The organism is Rhodosalinus sp. FB01 (assembly GCF_041365715.1).
Classification (GTDB): Bacteria; Pseudomonadota; Alphaproteobacteria; order Rhodobacterales; family Rhodobacteraceae; genus Rhodosalinus.
Genome location: NZ_JBGFSH010000005.1, coordinates 276,205 through 291,467 on the forward strand (window position 1 = coordinate 276,205; position 15,263 = coordinate 291,467).

Sequence of the window (15,263 nt, forward strand, 5' to 3'; positions counted from 1 at the left end):
GCAAACGGGGCGTCAACGATCCCGTAGCCCGAGGCAGCAAGAGCATGTTTTCCGAGAGGTTCTCGACCCTCCCTCCCTACGCGTTCCCGCGTCTGCGGGCGCTGCTCGACGGCCATGTGCCGGGCGGGGAGGTCGTGAACATGTCGATCGGGGAGCCGCAGCACCCGTTCCCGCCCTTCGTGACGGAGATCGTCGCGCGCGAGTCGGCCGGTTTCGGCCGCTACCCGCCGAACGACGGCACGCCGGAACTGCGCGCGGCCTACGCCGACTGGCTGGCGCGGCGCTTCGGCGTGCGCGCGGACCCGGAGACGCAGGTCATGCCGCTCAACGGCACGCGCGAGGGGCTTTTCGACGCCGCGCTCGCGCTGGTGCCCGAGACGAAGGCGGGCCGGCGCGCGGCGGTGCTGATCCCGAACCCCTTCTACCAGGTCTACCTGGCGGCGGCGCTGGGGGCGGGGGCCGAGCCCGTGCTCGTTCCCGCGACGCGGGAGACCGGCCATCTGCCCGACATCGCCTCGCTGCCGGCCGAGACGCTCGACCGCGCGGCGGCGGCCTATCTCTGCTCGCCCGCGAACCCCCAGGGCGCGGTGGCCGGGCGCGACGACTGGCGCGCGCTGCTGGCGCTCGCCGAACGGCACGATTTCCGCATCCTGTCGGACGAATGCTATTCCGAGATCTACCGCGACGCGCCGCCGCCCGGCGGGCTCGAGATGGCGGCGGAGATGGGCGTCGACCCCGAGCGTGTGGTCGCCTTCCACTCGCTGTCGAAGCGATCGAACCTGCCGGGGCTGCGGTCGGGGATGCTGGCCGGCGGGCCCCGGGCCGTGGCGCGGATGAAACAGCTGCGCGCCTATGGCGGCGCGCCCCTGCCGCTGCCGCTACAACGCGCCGCCGAGGCGGTCTGGGCCGACGAGACGCATGTCGAGGAGAATCGCGCCCGCTACCGCGCGAAATACGCGGTGGCCGACGAGATCCTCGGCGACATCCCCGGCTACGAAAGCCCCGCGGCGGGCTTCTTCCTGTGGCTTCCGGTGGAAGACGGCGAGGCGGCCGCGGTGAAACTCTGGCGCGAGGCGGGGCTGCGCGTCCTGCCGGGCGCCTATCTCGCGCGGGACACCGGCGCGGGCAACCCGGGGGCGGGCTTCATCCGGGTGGCGATGGTCGCCCCCGAGGATGATCTGCGGCGCGGTCTGAAAAGCCTGCGCCGGGTTCTGTGGACGTGAGGACGAGGGGTAGAATGGCGTATCAGACACGCGGACGCGATCCGTTCTTCGACAGCGACACGGCCATGGCGATCGAGCGCCGGGGCAAGGAACTTCTGGGCCTCGCCCTGGTTCTGCTCGGCGCCGCCGCGGCGGCGATGATCCTGTCCTACACGCCCGACGACCCGAGCTGGATGAGCGCGACCGACGCGCCGGTGCAGAACTGGCTGGGCCGCGTCGGCGCCACCCTCGCCGCGCCGCTGTTCATGATCGTGGGGTGGGGCAGCCTGGGCATCGCGGTGGTGCTGGGCACCTGGGGGATTCGCTTCGCGCTTCATCGCGGCGAGGACCGTGCGATCGGGCGGCTCGTCTTCGCGCCGATCTGGATCGCCTTCGCCTCGGTCCACGCCTCCACGCTGGTGCCGGGCGAGGGCTGGGCCCACCCGTTCGGCATGGGCGGCCTTTTCGGCGACACCGTGCTCGCCGCGATCCTCACGGTCGCGCCCGTTGCCGCGGGCGCGGGGCTGAAGGTCGCCTCGGCCGTGATGGCGTTGCTGCTGCTGGCGATGGGCGCCTTCGTGCTGGGCTTCACCCGCGCCGAGGTCCGTGCCGCCTTGCGCTTCCTGCTCTTCGGGCTCGTGATGACCTACGCGGCGCTCGTGGCGCTGCTGGGACGCGCGGCGCGCGGCCTGGTCGCCACGGGGCGGCAGCTGCGCGGCGCGCAGGAAGGGTGGCGCGCGCGCCGTGCCGAGACGGCGGCGCGTCGCGCGGCCGACGATCTCGTGGCGTGCGACGACGCGGAGGATCCCGCCCCGCCGCCGCGTGCGCCCGCGGGCGGGTTGCTCTCGCGGGTGCCGGCGCTGGTGCGCCGGGCCGAACCGATGCCGGAGCCCGAGCTGGTCGAGACCATGCTTCCCGGCGACGACGACGAGCCCATGCCGGGAGAGGACCGCATCCGCGCGCGTATCGCGGACGCGATCCGCGCCCGCACGCGCAAGCCCATGACGATCGCGCCCGAGGCGTCGCTCACGGGCGGGCGCGGGCGTGGCCCGGACCCGCTCGTGCTGGACACGAGCCTCCCGCGGGCGGCCCGGGCAGAGCCGCCGCTGACCTCGGGCATGCCCGTCCCGCCCGCCGAGCCGCCCCTGACGGCGCGGCCCGATCGGCATGAGACGCCGCGCACCGCCTTCGAGGACGAGCCCGATGACGGGGACGAGGCACAGGAGATGGCGGCATTCCGGTCCGAGCCCATGCAGATCCCGGCCGCGCAGCCGTCGCGGCCGAAGGTGGAGCAGCCGGTGCGCCGCGCGCCCGCCCCCTCGCGCCGCGCGCGGGAAGAGGCGCAGCCCTCGTTGCAGTTCGACGAGGCGCAAGGCTCGTCCTACGAGCTGCCGCCGCTGGGGCTGCTGGCCAACCCCGCCGCGATCGAGCGGCTCCACCTGTCCGAGGACGCGCTCGAACAGAACGCGCGGATGCTCGAAAGCGTGCTCGACGACTATGGCGTGAAGGGCGAGATCGTGAGCGTCCGCCCGGGCCCGGTCGTCACCATGTACGAGCTCGAGCCCGCGCCGGGGCTGAAGGCGAGCCGCGTGATCAACCTGGCCGACGACATCGCGCGCTCGATGTCCGCGCTGTCGGCGCGGGTCTCCACCGTGCCGGGCCGCTCGGTCATCGGCATCGAGCTTCCCAACGAGAAGCGCGAGATGGTGCTTCTGCGCGAGATCCTCGCCTCGCGCGAGTTCGGGGACGGCACGCAGAAACTGCCGCTCGCGCTGGGCAAGGACATCGGCGGCGCGTCGGTGGTGGCGAACCTGTCGAAGATGCCGCATCTGCTGATCGCGGGCACCACAGGTTCGGGCAAGTCGGTGGCGATCAACACGATGATCCTGAGCCTTCTCTACAAGCTCACGCCCGAGGATTGCCGTCTCATCATGATCGACCCGAAGATGCTGGAACTTTCCGTCTATGACGGCATTCCGCATCTGCTCTCGCCCGTGGTCACCGATCCCAAGAAGGCGGTCGTGGCGCTCAAGTGGGTCGTGGGCGAGATGGAGGAACGCTACCGCAAGATGTCCAAGATGGGCGTGCGCAACATCGACGGCTACAACTCCCGCGTGGCCGATGCACTGGCCAAGGGCGAGATGTTCTCGCGCACCGTCCAGACGGGCTTCGACGACGAGACCGGAGAGCCCGTCTTCGAGACGGAGGAGTTCGCCCCCGAGAAGATGCCTTACATCGTCGTGATCGTGGACGAGATGGCCGACCTGATGATGGTCGCGGGCAAGGAGATCGAGGCCTGTATCCAGCGGCTCGCGCAGATGGCGCGCGCGAGCGGGATCCATCTCATCATGGCCACGCAGCGCCCGTCGGTGGACGTGATCACCGGCACCATCAAGGCGAACTTTCCCACGCGCATCAGCTTCCAGGTGACCTCCAAGATCGACAGCCGCACGATCCTGGGCGAGATGGGCGCCGAGCAGCTTCTGGGCCAGGGCGACATGCTCTACATGGCCGGCGGCGCCCGCATCACGCGTTGCCACGGCCCCTTCGTTTCCGACGAGGAAGTGGAGGAAATCGTCCGCCATCTGAAATCCTACGGCGCGCCCGACTACGTCTCGGGGGTGGTCGAGGGGCCCGACGACGAAAAGTCCGGCGACATCGATGCGGTTCTCGGACTTGGCGGGCACACGGACGGGGACGACTCGCTTTACGATCAGGCCGTGCCGATCGTGGCGCGCGACAGGAAGTGCTCGACCTCCTAGGTCCAGCGCAAGCTCGGCATCGGCTACAACAAGGCCGCCCGGCTCGTGGAGCAGATGGAGGACGCGGGCGTCGTCACGGCGGCCAACCACGTCGGCAAGCGCGAGATCCTGTTGCCCGAGCCGCAGTAGCGGCCGCGGGCGACAGGCGGCGCGGCGCCGCTCGCGGCAAAGTGAGCGAGATTGCGGATGCGCGGCCTGCGCGCGATGGTTAAATGCAAATCATGAACATGCGGACCCTCCTCCTCGCCGCGGGGCTCGCCCTCGCCTCCGCGCTTCCGGCCGCCGCCGAGAAGCTGTCGCTTTCGGCGCTCTCCGGCTATCTCAACAGTTTCGAGACGGCGCGAGGCGCCTTCACGCAGATCAACGACGACGGCACGATCCAGACGGGCACCATCTATATCCGGCGGCCGGGCCGGGTGCGGTTCGAGTACGATCCCCCCGAAGAGACGCTCGTGCTGGCCTCGGGCGGCGCCGTGGCCGTGTTCGACCCCAAGGGCAATTCCGGCCCCGAAACCTACCCGCTGGACCGCACGCCTCTCAAGATCATCCTCGCGCGGCAGGTGGACCTCTCGCGGGAGCGCATGGTGACCGCGCACGATCATGATGGCAGTGCGACGACCGTCACCGCGCAGGATCCCGAAAACCCCGACTACGGGAACATCCAGCTCGTCTTCACCGGCCCGCCGGTCGAGCTGCGCCAATGGAAGGTGAACGACAGCGGCGGGGGCTCGACCACGGTGGTGCTGGGCGATCTGGAACTCGGGCCGTCGCTGCCGAACCGGCTGTTCAACATCCAGCTCAATACACGGCAGCGCTAGCGCGCGGCGGGGCAGTTCGAAAGCTGGGCCCCGTAGAGCACGGCACGCGTCTGCACGTCGTCGGCCACGCGGACGAGCCACGATTTCGCGTTGTAGCTGCCCCGCGCGAAACCTGTATGGCCCTCGTGATAGGCGAGATACTGGTTGCGCGCGTCGCTGAGCGGGATGCCGTTCCGCTCCCGGCTCTTGGTCATGTACCAGCCCATGAAGTCGGTGGCGTCGCGGATGTCGTCGCGCCGCGCCCGGCGCGCCCCGGTCTCGCGCTGGTATTCCTCCCAGGTGCCGTCGAGCGCCTGGCTGTAACCGTAGGCGGAGCTTTGCCGACCCATGGGCAGCACGCCCAGCGTGTAGCGGAACGGCGTGCGCGCATCGCCTATGAACTTGCTTTCCTGGTACATGGCCGCCATCTGCACGGAGACGGGCACGCCCCATTTCCGTTCCGTCGCGCGGAAGGCGCGGTAGTAGTGGGGTCGCTCGGTCGCGATCGCGCAGGCGTCATCCAGATTGCGCGGCGCGGCATACTGTGTTTTGGCGCCGCAGGACGCCAGGAGAAGCGCGGTCAGAAGCGCGCCGAGAATTCTGCTCATCTGCCTCGTGTCCGGTTCTGCGCCGATTGGGGCAAGTGTAACGCAACGCACCCTTGGGGGGAAACATCAATCCACGCGGCGCCGCCGGTCACGTTTCATTGTGACTGCGCGAGTCACAGTCTGTTTCCGGGGCAACGGGTTCCGGGGAATGGACAAGCCGTGCAACAAACGATTAAAAGGTTAGTGGGGCTATACCATGTTAAAAACGCGCGCCAAATATTGTATCGGTCAAGTGGTCCGACATCGAAAGCACCCCTTTCGGGGCGTGGTGTTCGACGTGGACCCCGAATTCAACAACACCGAGGAATGGTACCAGGCCATCCCCGAGGACAGCCGCCCGGCACGCCAGCAGCCCTTCTACCACCTGCTCGCCGAGAACGACGACAGCTTCTACGTGGCCTACGTGTCCGAGCAGAACCTCGTCGCCGACTACTCGGGTGAGCCGGTCGACCATCCCGACATTCCCGAACTCTTCGGGCCTTTCCAGGACGGTCACTACGATCTGCACTTCCAGTTGAACTGATGAAGGCCCGGCGCGCCTGCGCGCACCGGGACGCGATCAGTAGCCCAGCGCGCAGCCATCCTTGCGGGGATCGGAGGCGCCTTCGAGAACCCCGTCCTCGTGGATCCGGATCGCCTGAGCGCCGCCGAGCGGGCGCGCGGGCGTGACCACCTTGTGGCCCAGCTCGGCCAGCGCGGCGCGGGTGGCGTCGGGGTAGCCGCGTTCCAGCCGCAGCTCTCCCGCCTCGGAAAAGGCGCGCGGCGCGTCGAGCGCGGCCTGCGGATTGATCCCGAAGTCGATGAGGTTGGTCATCACCCGCACGTGGCCCGTCGGCTGATAGCCGCCGCCCATCACGCCGAACGGCATCGTCACGCGACCGTTCTCGCGCAGCATCGCAGGGATGATCGAGTGCAGCGGGCGCTTGCGCGGTCCCAGCTCGTTCGGGTGGCCCGCCTCCAGCGTGAAGGCCGCGCCGCGGTTCTGAAGCAGGATCCCGAACCGCTCCGAGGCGAGGCCCGAGCCGAACCCGTGGAAGATCGAGTAGATCAGCGAGACGGCCCGGCGGTCGCGGTCCACCACGGTGATGTAGACGGTCTCCTTGTGCTCGGCCCAGGCGGGCGCGGGCGGCGGCGGCAGCACCGCATCGGCCCTTATGCGCGCCGCCAGCCTGCGCGCCGTCTCCGGCGCGAGCATCGCCTCGGCCGCCGCGGCGTGGTCCGGATCTGCGATCAGGCGGTCCCGTTCCTGGTGGGCGAGCTTGGCCGCCTCGGTCTCCAGATGCGTGCGCTCGGGCCCCAGCGGATCGAGCGATGCGAGGTCGAACTCCGCCAGCATGTGCGCCATCAGGATCGCCGTCGCGCCCTGTCCGTTGGGCGGATGCTCGACAAGCTCCACGTCCTTGTAGCGCCCCGAGACCGGCGCCGCGGTCATGGATGCGGTCGCCGCGAAGTCCTCGGCGGTGTGCACGCCGCCATGGGCGTTCAGCACCGCCAGCATGTCCTCGGCGACCTCGCCCGTGTAGAAGGCATCGCGCCCGTCGCGCGCGATGCGGCGCAGCACCTCCGCCTGTCCGGGCGCGCGGAAGATCGCGCCGGGGGCGGGTGCGGTGCCGTTCACGGCGTAGATGTCGCGCGCGGCGCCTTGCAGCACCGCGGCGTCGCCCGCCCAGTCGAAGGCCACCCGCGGCGCCACCGGCACGCCGTTTTCCGCCGCCGCGATGGCGGGAGCGAGCAGCGCGTCGATGCCGAGCCGCCCGTGGCGTTCCGCCAGAGTGCAGAACGCGTCGATGGCGCCGGGCACCGTCACGGCCTGTGCGCCGTAGGGCGGGATGGTGGTCAGCCCCTCGGCGCGCAGCGCCTCCGGATCCGCGGCCGCGGGCGCGCGGCCGGAGCCGTTCAGCGCGGTCACCTCGCCGGTGGACGGATCGGACAGAAGCGCGAAGCAGGCCCCCCCGATGCCGGTCATCTGCGGTTCGCAAAGGCCGAGCATGACGGCCCCCGCGACGGCCGCATCGGCGGCCGTGCCGCCCTGGCGCAGGATGTCCACCGCCGTCAGCGCGGCGAGCGGGGGCGACGTGGCGCACATGCCCTCGGTGGAGAAGACGGCCGAGCGGCCGGGTGTCTGGAAATCGCGCATGATGCCCTCCCCGCATGACGCAAGCCGCCGGGTTTTCGCGGCTGCCGTGCCGGATTGCAAGGCTCGGGACGGTGAAGGGGGAAGACCTCGGTACCGCGCACTGGGTGGGGGCTGTTGACGACGCGGCACCGAGGGAAGCCTAAGCAGCTACAATGCTGTTGTCGCCCGGCATTCTGTCCGCCTTTGGGACTCATTGCGGCGTTTTCGGGGCAGTCGTGGCGCCGGGCGCTTTCAGGCAAAGCGCCAGCCGGAGTTCGTTGCGTCCGTATCGGCGCCTGTAGCGCACGTCCCGCGCCAGGCTGTGGATGAGCGGCCAGCCGAAGCCGCCCTCGGGCAGGGTGGCCTTCGGCCCCGCGAGGGACGGAAACTGCCCCGCGGGAAGGCGCCCGCCGGGCATTGGGCGCCCGTCATCCGAGACGGAAAGGTCGAGTCTGCCCTCGCGCACCCGGACCTCCACGCGGATGGCGCAGGGCGCGTCCGACGCATGGGCGTGTTCGACCACGTTGTTCAGCACTTCGGCAAGCACCAGTTCGGTGGCCGTCCGACCCGCGCCGTCGCCGAGTTGCGGGGCGAGCCCGGCCATCACCCGCCCGAGCGCGGTCCGGACGTCCGCCGGCCGGGCCGCGCAGCGGGCGACGACCCGGCGGTCGCCGGTCCGAGAGGGGCCACCCGACGCCTGCACACGGGGGGGCGCGCTCATCGCAGCGACCCGCCGGCGGCTGGGAGCATCAGCCGCGCGCCCCGGCGAGGGCGGTGTCGACGCTGTCGTGGATGGTGAAGATCGTGTCCATGCGGGTCAGGCGGAACACCTTGTCCACCGCCGGGGCCAGCGCCGCGAGTTCGAGCCGGGCGGCGCCGTCGAGCTGCTTCATCGCGGCGACGATGGCGCCGAGCCCGCTCGAATCGATGAACTCCACCCGCCCGAGATCGAGCAGAACGCGCCCCGGCGTGCCGCCGCCGGGGTCGGGCGCCGTGATCTCGCGCATCCTGTCCTTGAAGCGAATCGCCACGAAGGCGTCGATCCGCGGCTCGGCCACCGACACGAGCCGCACGCCGTCCCTGTCCTGCACCGAAAGTTCCATCGTCATCCCCGGCCGGCCATCCTCTCGCGAGGAGAGGCTAGACCCGATTCCTTACCATCCGGTATTGAGACGCGGGAGCCATGCCGAGCCAGGGGGAAAGAGGATGAGCGAAGTCGTGATCGCCGGGGCGGCGCGCACCGCGATGGGCGGGTTGCAGGGCGTGTTCGCCGGGATGCCGGCCGCGGAACTGGGTGGCGCCGCCATCTCCGCGGCCCTGGGCGAAGCTGCCCGCCCGGAGGTGGACGAGCTGGTGATGGGCTGCGTGCTGCCCGCCGGGCAGGGGCAGGCGCCGGCGCGGCAGGCCGGTTTCGCCGCCGGTCTCGGCGAGGAGGTGCCGGCCACCACGCTGAACAAGATGTGCGGCTCGGGGATGAAGGCGGCGATGGTGGCCTTCGACCAGATCGCGCTCGGCCAGGCGCGGGTCGTGGTGGCCGGCGGCATGGAAAGCATGTCGCGCGCGCCTTACCTCTTGCCCGCGATGCGCGGCGGGGCGCGGATCGGCCATCAGCAGGCGGTCGATCACATGTTTCTCGACGGGCTCGAGGACGCCTACGACAAGGGTCGGCTCATGGGCACCTTCGCCGAGGATTGCGCCGAACACTACCAGTTCACCCGCGAGGCGCAGGACGCCTATGCGCTGGGCTCCCTCGAAGGCGCGCTGAAGGCGCAGGAAAGCGGCGCCTTCGCGCGCGAGATCGCGCCGGTCACGGTGCGTGGCCGCAAGGGCGAGAGTGTGGTCGCCCAGGACGAGCAGCCCGGCCAGGCGCGACCCGACAAGATCCCGCAGCTCAGGCCCGCTTTCCGCGAGGGCGGCACGGTCACGGCCGCGAACGCCTCCTCGATCTCCGACGGGGCGGCCGCGCTCGTGCTCGCGGCGCGCGACACGGCCGAGGCCATCGGCATGACGGTGCGCGCGCGGGTGCTCGGCCACGCCTCGCACGCGCAGGCGCCGGGATGGTTCACGACCGCCCCGGTGCCCGCGGCGCGCAAGCTGCTGGACCGGATCGGCTGGCAGGTCGGCGATGTCGATCTCTGGGAGGTGAACGAGGCCTTCGCTGTGGTGCCCATGGCCTTCATGCGCGAGATGGGGCTGCCGCGGGACATCGTGAACGTGCACGGTGGCGCCTGCGCGCTCGGCCATCCCATCGGCGCATCGGGCGCGCGGATCATAGTCACGCTGCTCAACGCGCTGGAGACCCGCGGGCTGAAGCGTGGCGTGGCGGCCATCTGCATCGGCGGCGGCGAGGGCACGGCGATCGCGATCGAGCGGATCTGATCGCCGACACGGCAAGCGAGGGGAGGCCGCCGATGACGGTTGATTACGCGGAGCTCGCCCGCACGGTGGCGGCGCTGACGGAGGGCGAGACGGACCCGGTGGCGCTGATGGCGACGCTCGCCTGCGAGATCCACCACGCCGATGCGCGTTTCGACTGGACCGGGTTCTACCGCGTCACCGAGCCCGGGCTTCTGAAGATCGGCCCCTACCAGGGCGGGCACGGCTGCCTGACGATCCCGTTCGACCGGGGCGTCTGCGGTGCCGCGGCCCGCACCGGCGAGGTGCAGATCGTGGATGATGTGGAGGCGTTCCCGGGCCATATCGCGTGCTCTTCCTCGACCCGGTCCGAGATCGTGCTGCCGGTCCACGACGGCGCGGGCCGGCTGATCGCCGTTCTCGACATCGACAGCGACCGCCCCGCCGCCTTCGGCCCGGACGACGCGGCGGGCCTCGGCGCGATCCTCGCGGAGACGTTCGGTCGGTTCTAACGCCGTCCGGCGCCAGGGTTCAGCCGAACTTGCCCTTGATGAACGCGCGAGCCTCGGGGTCCTGCGCGGCGCTGAACATCATCTCGGTCGGCGCGATCTCGCGCAGTTCGCCCAGATGGAAGTAGGCCACGCGGTCGGCCACCCGGCGCGCCTGCATCATCGAGTGGGTGACGACCACGACCGCATGGCGCGTCTTGATCTCCAACAGAAGATCCTCGACCTTCTGGGTCGCGATCGGGTCGATGGAGCCCGTGGGCTCGTCCATCAGGAGCACGTCGGGCATGGTGGCGAGCGCGCGCGCGATGCAGAGGCGCTGCTGCTGGCCGCCCGACAGGTCGGTGGCTTCCAGGTCGCGCAGGTGATCCTTCACCTCGTCCCAGAGATGCGCGCGGCGCAGGCAGTCCTCCACATGGTCGGCGAGTTCCGCGCGACTGCCGGTCAGGCCGTGGATCTTCGCGCCGTAGGCCACGTTGTCCCAGATGCTCATGGGAAAGGGGTTGGGCTTCTGCGCGACCCAGCCGAACCGGCGCCGGTGAAGCGGCGGATCGACGTCGCGCGCGTGGATGTCGTGCCCGTCCATCAAGACGCTGCCCTCGATCCGGACGCCGCGGGTGTCGTCGTGCATCCGGTTGAGAACCTTCAGCATGGTGGACTTGCCGCAGCCCGAGGGCCCGATGAAGGCGAGGACCTCGCGCGGGTAGAGATCGAAACTCATATCTTTCAGCGCGTGCGTGCCGTCGCCGTACCAAAGGTTCAGATCGCGTATTTCGATGATCGGCGCGGCGTTGTCGCTCGCGTTTCCGCCTGGCCGCTCCGCGGCCCCGTTCTGGTCGAACATGTCGTCCTCCCGTTCGTGCATGAGCAGGAGGATGCCCGGCGCCGTCCGACGGGCGATTGATCTGGGTCACGCGCCCGCGGATTTCACAAAAGTTTCACGTTTCGCCGGAACCCGCGCCGCGCCGCTCACTCGCCGAGCTTGGCGTGCACCTCCTCGAGGTCGATCTCTCCCGTGGGCATCCGGTTGGCCGGGTTCTCGAAATCGTAGCGGAAGAGCTCGAAATCCCGCTTGTAGATCTCGTAGACGAGGTGCATCGACAGATCGTCGAAGTAGTCCTCCACCGGGTGCAGGCGCTTGGGCCCGTGGCCAGAGCTTTCATTGAAGCGGGGCACCTTCGCCAGATCGACGGGGTGGGGCGTCTCGATCGCGTCGAGCACCGCCTGCATCCCCTCGTCGAACCTTTCGGTCCAGAAGATGTGGTCGTAGCTTCCGCCGTTCAGGATGAAGGTGGAGACATGGCCTGAGACGGCGGACCAGTGGATGTCGGGCTCCATCGGGCGTTTCCAGCGGATCGTGTCGCGGGCGAAGAGCAGGAAGCGGCGGAAGCTCTTGATCTGGTCGAAGTCCTGCCGGCCGTCCGCGCCGCCTACCTCGATCCCGTATTTCTGGATCACCGTGGGCACGAGGTTGCCCCGGTAGCGCCGCCCGTTGCGCTGGATGCCGCAGATCTTGTCGAAGAAGGAGGACAGGATCCGGCTGTAGGGATTGCGCACGCAGGTGAAGGCGACCGCGCCGCGCGCCCTCACCGTCTCCTCGATGCGCGGCTGGCTTTCCGGCTGCGCCCACTTGTGCAGACCCTCGGTCGCGTCGTGGATGTCGCCGTCATGGTAACGCCCGTGATCGGAGTAGTAGAGGATCTGCCCGATCGTGGAGCATGCGCATTTCGGCACCACGCGGTAGACCACGCTGCCGCTTTCGGTCATCCATGTGCCTGGAAAGCCGATGGGTCCTGCCTCCGTCAGCCGCTTCGGGCCCTGCCTGTCTGGCGGTATACCGCGAGGCGGCGAAACAGGGAAAGAACCTATCGCGCCGAAGCGCCGGGAAACACTGTTTCTCCGGCGCGGCTTCGGCGGTATCAACGTCGGAACCGGGGGCGGACACGGGGGGGGCGGCGCGCAGGTTTGGCCAGGATCGCGTTCATACTTCTTTGCCACAAGGATCCCGACGCGATCGTCAAGCAGGCGCAGCGGCTGACGGCCGCGGGCGACTGCATCGCCATCCACCTCGACGCGCGCGCGGATCCCGGGCATTTCGCGCGCATTCGCGCCGCGCTGCGCGACAACCCCGCCGTGACCTTTGCGAAACGGCGGGTCAGATGTGGCTGGGGGGAATGGTCGCTGGTTCAGGCGACGCTCAACGCGGTCGAGGCCGCGCTCGGCGCCTTTCCCGAGGCCACGCATTTCTACATGCTGTCCGGCGACTGCATGGCGATCAAGTCGGCGGAATACGCCCATGCCTTCCTCGACGCGCGCGACACCGACTACATCGAAAGCGTCGATTTCTTCGCCTCCGACTGGATCCGGACGGGGATCAGGGAGGAACGGCTGATCTACCGGCACTGGTTCAACGAGCGCCGGCAGAAGCGGCTGTTCTACGCCTCGCTCGACATCCAGCGCCGCCTCGGGCTGGCGCGGCGCGTGCCCGCCGACCTGGAAATGATGATCGGCAGCCAGTGGTGGTGCCTGCGCCGCCGCACGGTGGAGGCGATCCTGGGGTTCCTGGCCGGGCGGCCCGACGTCGTCCGCTTCTTCCGAACCACATGGATCCCGGACGAGACGATGTTCCAGACGCTGGTGCGCCACCTCGTGCCCGAGACCGAGATCGAAAGCCGCACGCTGACCTTTCTCATGTTCTCCGACTACGGGGTGCCGGTCACCTTCTACAACGACCACTACGACCTGCTGCTGAGCCAGGATGCGCTTTTCGCCCGCAAGATCAGCCCCGAGGCGCGCGATCTGAAGCGCCGGCTCGGCCATCTCTACGCCTCCGAGGGCACCGAGTTCCAGATCTCGGACGAGGGGCGGAGCCTTTACAGGTTCCTCACCGGGCGCGGCCGCATCGGCCGGCGCTTCGCGCCGCGCTTCTGGGAGGCAGAGGGCACGCTCGGCCACGAGCGCGAGCTGCTGATCGTGGTGTGCAAGAAATGGCATGTCGCCAAGCGCCTCGTCGGGCGCATTCGGCAGATGACGAACTTGCCCTGCGCCGAGTATCTCTTCAACGAGGAGACCGCCGAACTGCCCGATCTGGGCGGCATCCAGAAAAGCATGGAAAAGCGCCATCGCCACCGCCGCGCGCTGATGCGGATGCTGTTCGACTATCACGGCGCCGACCGGCTCGTGGTGTGCATGGATCCCGCCGATCTCGATCTCCTGCTGGATTTCGGCCGCGATCGCTCGGTCACGCGGATCCTGGAGATCGAGTGCGCCTTTACCGATGCCTATCTCGTCGGACATGCGATGCGTGTCGGACTGGCCGGGCCGCGCACGCCGCGGGAGACGCTGGAACGGCTGCTGCCGACGATCCGCAACGAGATCGCCTTCGAAAGCGACCGCATCCGCGAGGCGGGCTTTGCGCATCACTACCGCCTGCGCGAGAACGACCCGCCCGAGGCCAACGCCCGGCCGCTGGCGGAATTCCTTGCGATCGGCGACGCACAGGCGCTAGAGATCGCGCGCACCCAGCATCTGTTTGCCGACTGAGGGGACGGGGATGGCCTACGCCTACGACGACCAGAACGTGTTCGCGAAGATCCTGCGCGGGGAGATCCCCAACGACACCGTGATGGAGACCGAGCACAGCCTCGCCTTTCGCGACATCCAGCCCCAGGCGCCGGTGCATGTGCTGGTGATCCCGAAAGGCCCCTACGTGTCCTTCGACCACTTCGCGCAGGAAGCGTCGGAGGCAGAGATCGTCGATTACGTCCGCACGGTGGGCGAAGTCTGCCGCATGGAGGGCGTGGAGGAGCAGGGCTTCCGCCTCATCTCGAACGCGGGCCGCGACGGCGTGCAGGAGGTGCCGCATCTCCACGTGCACATCCTCGCCGGCCGTCCGCTCGGCCGGATGCTGGCGCGCGCGGAGTAGCCGCGCGGCGCGTCACTCCGCGCGGGTGCGCGTGAGCGACAGGAACACGTCCTCCAGGTCGGGCTCTTCCGAGCGCACGTCGCGGATCGAGATGCCCGCCGCGCGCACCGCGTCCAGCACCGCCCCGGCCTGCGTGCGCCGGGTCTGGTAGCTCAGCGCGAGCGCGCCGTCGGCGCGGCGCTCTACCGTCACGCCCTCCGCTTCCGGCAGGCGCGGCACCTCGCCATCGGGTTGGACCACGAGCGTCTTGGCGTCGAAGCGCGCCAGCAGGGCCGGGGTGCTGTCATGGGCGACCACGAGGCCCTCGTGGATGATGGCGATCTCGTCGCACATCTGCTCGGCCTCCTCGAGGTAGTGGGTGGTCAGGATGATCGTCATCCCCTGCTCGTTCAGCCGCCGGACATTGGCCCAGAGCATCTGGCGCAGCTCGATGTCCACGCCCGCGGTGGGCTCGTCGAGGACGAGCACCTGCGGATCGTGGACGAGCGCCTTGCCGAGCAGGAGCCGCCGGCGCATGCCCCCCGACAGCGTGCGGGCATAGGCCTCGGCCTTGTCCTCGAGCCCGACGAGACGAAGGATCTCGGCGGTGCGGCGCTGCGATTTCGGCACGCCGTAGAGCCCGGCCTGCACCTCCAGCAGCGCCCGCGGCGTGAAGAACGGGTCGAGGTTCAGTTCCTGCGGCATCACCCCGATCGCGGCGCGCGACTGGCGCGGGTTCACGTCCTGGTCGAAGCCCCAGATCGCGACCCGGCCCGCCGTTTTCAGCACCAGCCCGGCCAGGATGTTGATCAGCGTCGACTTGCCGGCCCCGTTGGGGCCCAGAAGGCCGAAGACGGACCCTTCCGGCACCGCGAGATCGACGCCGCGCAGCGCGTGCTTGGGCGCCGCGCCGCGCCCCCCCGCATAGGTCTTCGTCAGCCCTTCGATCTCGATCGCGTTGCCGGCCATGTCGCCCTTGTCCCTGCCTCGCTCATCGCGCATATCTGCCCTTA

At 69.6% G+C, this 15,263-nt stretch carries 14 protein-coding genes and 1 pseudogene; 8 read left to right on the forward strand and 7 right to left on the reverse strand.

The features are described 5' to 3' along the window. The first annotated feature begins 44 nt into the window (after positions 1-44). The 3 genes and pseudogenes from AB6A65_RS10135 (at position 45) to AB6A65_RS10145 (ending at position 4,782) form a co-directional block, all read left to right on the forward strand. Positions 45-1,223, forward strand: coding sequence for an aminotransferase class I/II-fold pyridoxal phosphate-dependent enzyme (locus AB6A65_RS10135; RefSeq protein WP_371038251.1), 1,179 nt, complete (start codon positions 45-47; stop codon positions 1,221-1,223). Between the two features lie 14 nt (positions 1,224-1,237). Next, positions 1,238-4,093, forward strand: a pseudogene (locus AB6A65_RS10140) (DNA translocase FtsK 4TM domain-containing protein). A 92-nt stretch (positions 4,094-4,185) separates the two neighbouring features. Continuing rightward, positions 4,186-4,782, forward strand: coding sequence for an outer membrane lipoprotein carrier protein LolA (locus AB6A65_RS10145; RefSeq protein WP_371038252.1), 597 nt, complete (start codon positions 4,186-4,188; stop codon positions 4,780-4,782). On the opposite strand, the gene AB6A65_RS10150 is transcribed toward AB6A65_RS10145, so the two are convergent. Then, a complete protein-coding gene (locus AB6A65_RS10150) occupies positions 4,779-5,369 on the reverse strand; it encodes a lytic transglycosylase (protein WP_371038253.1) in 591 nt (196 codons plus the stop codon). The genes AB6A65_RS10145 and AB6A65_RS10150 overlap by 4 nt on opposite strands. A 196-nt stretch (positions 5,370-5,565) precedes the next feature. On the opposite strand from AB6A65_RS10150, the gene hspQ reads away from it, so the two are divergent. Next, complete coding sequence (gene hspQ, locus AB6A65_RS10155; RefSeq protein ID WP_371038254.1) at positions 5,566-5,892, forward strand: heat shock protein HspQ; 327 nt, start codon at positions 5,566-5,568, stop codon at positions 5,890-5,892. A gap of 36 nt (positions 5,893-5,928) precedes the next feature. Here the strand turns inward: hspQ and AB6A65_RS10160 are convergent, their stop codons facing one another. The 3 genes from AB6A65_RS10160 to AB6A65_RS10170 form a co-directional block, all read right to left on the reverse strand. Then, entirely contained in the window at positions 5,929-7,506 is a 1,578-nt protein-coding gene (locus tag AB6A65_RS10160) for a gamma-glutamyltransferase family protein (protein WP_371038255.1), read from the reverse strand. 190 nt (positions 7,507-7,696) lie between these two features. Beyond that, positions 7,697-8,206, reverse strand: coding sequence for an ATP-binding protein (locus AB6A65_RS10165; protein ID WP_371038256.1), 510 nt, complete (start codon positions 8,204-8,206; stop codon positions 7,697-7,699). 28 nt (positions 8,207-8,234) lie between these two features. Beyond that, a complete protein-coding gene (locus AB6A65_RS10170; RefSeq protein ID WP_371038305.1) occupies positions 8,235-8,588 on the reverse strand; it encodes an STAS domain-containing protein in 354 nt (117 codons plus the stop codon). A gap of 103 nt (positions 8,589-8,691) precedes the next feature. On the opposite strand from AB6A65_RS10170, the gene AB6A65_RS10175 reads away from it, so the two are divergent. Both AB6A65_RS10175 and AB6A65_RS10180 read left to right on the forward strand, forming a co-directional pair. Continuing rightward, on the forward strand, positions 8,692-9,864 hold the full coding sequence (locus AB6A65_RS10175; RefSeq protein WP_371038257.1) for an acetyl-CoA C-acyltransferase: 1,173 nt from the start codon (positions 8,692-8,694) through the stop codon (positions 9,862-9,864). Between the two features lie 32 nt (positions 9,865-9,896). Continuing rightward, complete coding sequence (locus AB6A65_RS10180) at positions 9,897-10,352, forward strand: GAF domain-containing protein (protein WP_371038258.1); 456 nt, start codon at positions 9,897-9,899, stop codon at positions 10,350-10,352. Positions 10,353-10,371: 19 nt separating this feature from the next. Here the strand turns inward: AB6A65_RS10180 and AB6A65_RS10185 are convergent, their stop codons facing one another. Both AB6A65_RS10185 and AB6A65_RS10190 read right to left on the reverse strand, forming a co-directional pair. Beyond that, complete coding sequence (locus tag AB6A65_RS10185; protein WP_371038259.1) at positions 10,372-11,190, reverse strand: phosphate ABC transporter ATP-binding protein; 819 nt, start codon at positions 11,188-11,190, stop codon at positions 10,372-10,374. A gap of 125 nt (positions 11,191-11,315) precedes the next feature. Next, a complete protein-coding gene (locus AB6A65_RS10190) occupies positions 11,316-12,134 on the reverse strand; it encodes a sulfotransferase family protein (RefSeq protein WP_371038306.1) in 819 nt (272 codons plus the stop codon). Between the two features lie 177 nt (positions 12,135-12,311). Here AB6A65_RS10190 and AB6A65_RS10195 point away from each other — a divergent pair, with 177 nt between their 5' ends. Further along, positions 12,312-13,889, forward strand: a complete 1,578-nt coding sequence (locus AB6A65_RS10195; RefSeq protein WP_371038260.1) for a DUF5928 domain-containing protein — start codon at positions 12,312-12,314, stop codon at positions 13,887-13,889. A gap of 10 nt (positions 13,890-13,899) precedes the next feature. After that, entirely contained in the window at positions 13,900-14,271 is a 372-nt protein-coding gene (locus AB6A65_RS10200; protein WP_371038261.1) for a histidine triad nucleotide-binding protein, read from the forward strand. A gap of 12 nt (positions 14,272-14,283) precedes the next feature. Here the strand turns inward: AB6A65_RS10200 and AB6A65_RS10205 are convergent, their stop codons facing one another. After that, positions 14,284-15,219: an ABC transporter ATP-binding protein gene (locus tag AB6A65_RS10205; RefSeq protein ID WP_371038262.1), complete on the reverse strand. Its 936-nt coding sequence runs from the start codon at positions 15,217-15,219 to the stop codon at positions 14,284-14,286. Between the last annotated feature and the right edge of the window lie 44 nt (positions 15,220-15,263).

Coding starts and splice junctions, on each gene's coding strand:
- AB6A65_RS10205 (WP_371038262.1), bottom strand. CDS start 15,219: ATGGCCGGCAACGCGATCGAGATCGAAGGGCTGACGAAGACCTATGCG.
- AB6A65_RS10160 (WP_371038255.1), bottom strand. CDS start 7,506: ATGCGCGATTTCCAGACACCCGGCCGCTCGGCCGTCTTCTCCACCGAG.
- AB6A65_RS10200 (WP_371038261.1), top strand. CDS start 13,900: ATGGCCTACGCCTACGACGACCAGAACGTGTTCGCGAAGATCCTGCGC.
- AB6A65_RS10150 (WP_371038253.1), bottom strand. CDS start 5,369: ATGAGCAGAATTCTCGGCGCGCTTCTGACCGCGCTTCTCCTGGCGTCC.
- AB6A65_RS10135 (WP_371038251.1), top strand. CDS start 45: ATGTTTTCCGAGAGGTTCTCGACCCTCCCTCCCTACGCGTTCCCGCGT.
- AB6A65_RS10170 (WP_371038305.1), bottom strand. CDS start 8,588: ATGGAACTTTCGGTGCAGGACAGGGACGGCGTGCGGCTCGTGTCGGTG.
- AB6A65_RS10180 (WP_371038258.1), top strand. CDS start 9,897: ATGACGGTTGATTACGCGGAGCTCGCCCGCACGGTGGCGGCGCTGACG.
- AB6A65_RS10185 (WP_371038259.1), bottom strand. CDS start 11,190: ATGTTCGACCAGAACGGGGCCGCGGAGCGGCCAGGCGGAAACGCGAGC.
- AB6A65_RS10175 (WP_371038257.1), top strand. CDS start 8,692: ATGAGCGAAGTCGTGATCGCCGGGGCGGCGCGCACCGCGATGGGCGGG.
- hspQ (WP_371038254.1), top strand. CDS start 5,566: ATGTTAAAAACGCGCGCCAAATATTGTATCGGTCAAGTGGTCCGACAT.
- AB6A65_RS10165 (WP_371038256.1), bottom strand. CDS start 8,206: ATGAGCGCGCCCCCCCGTGTGCAGGCGTCGGGTGGCCCCTCTCGGACC.
- AB6A65_RS10145 (WP_371038252.1), top strand. CDS start 4,186: ATGAACATGCGGACCCTCCTCCTCGCCGCGGGGCTCGCCCTCGCCTCC.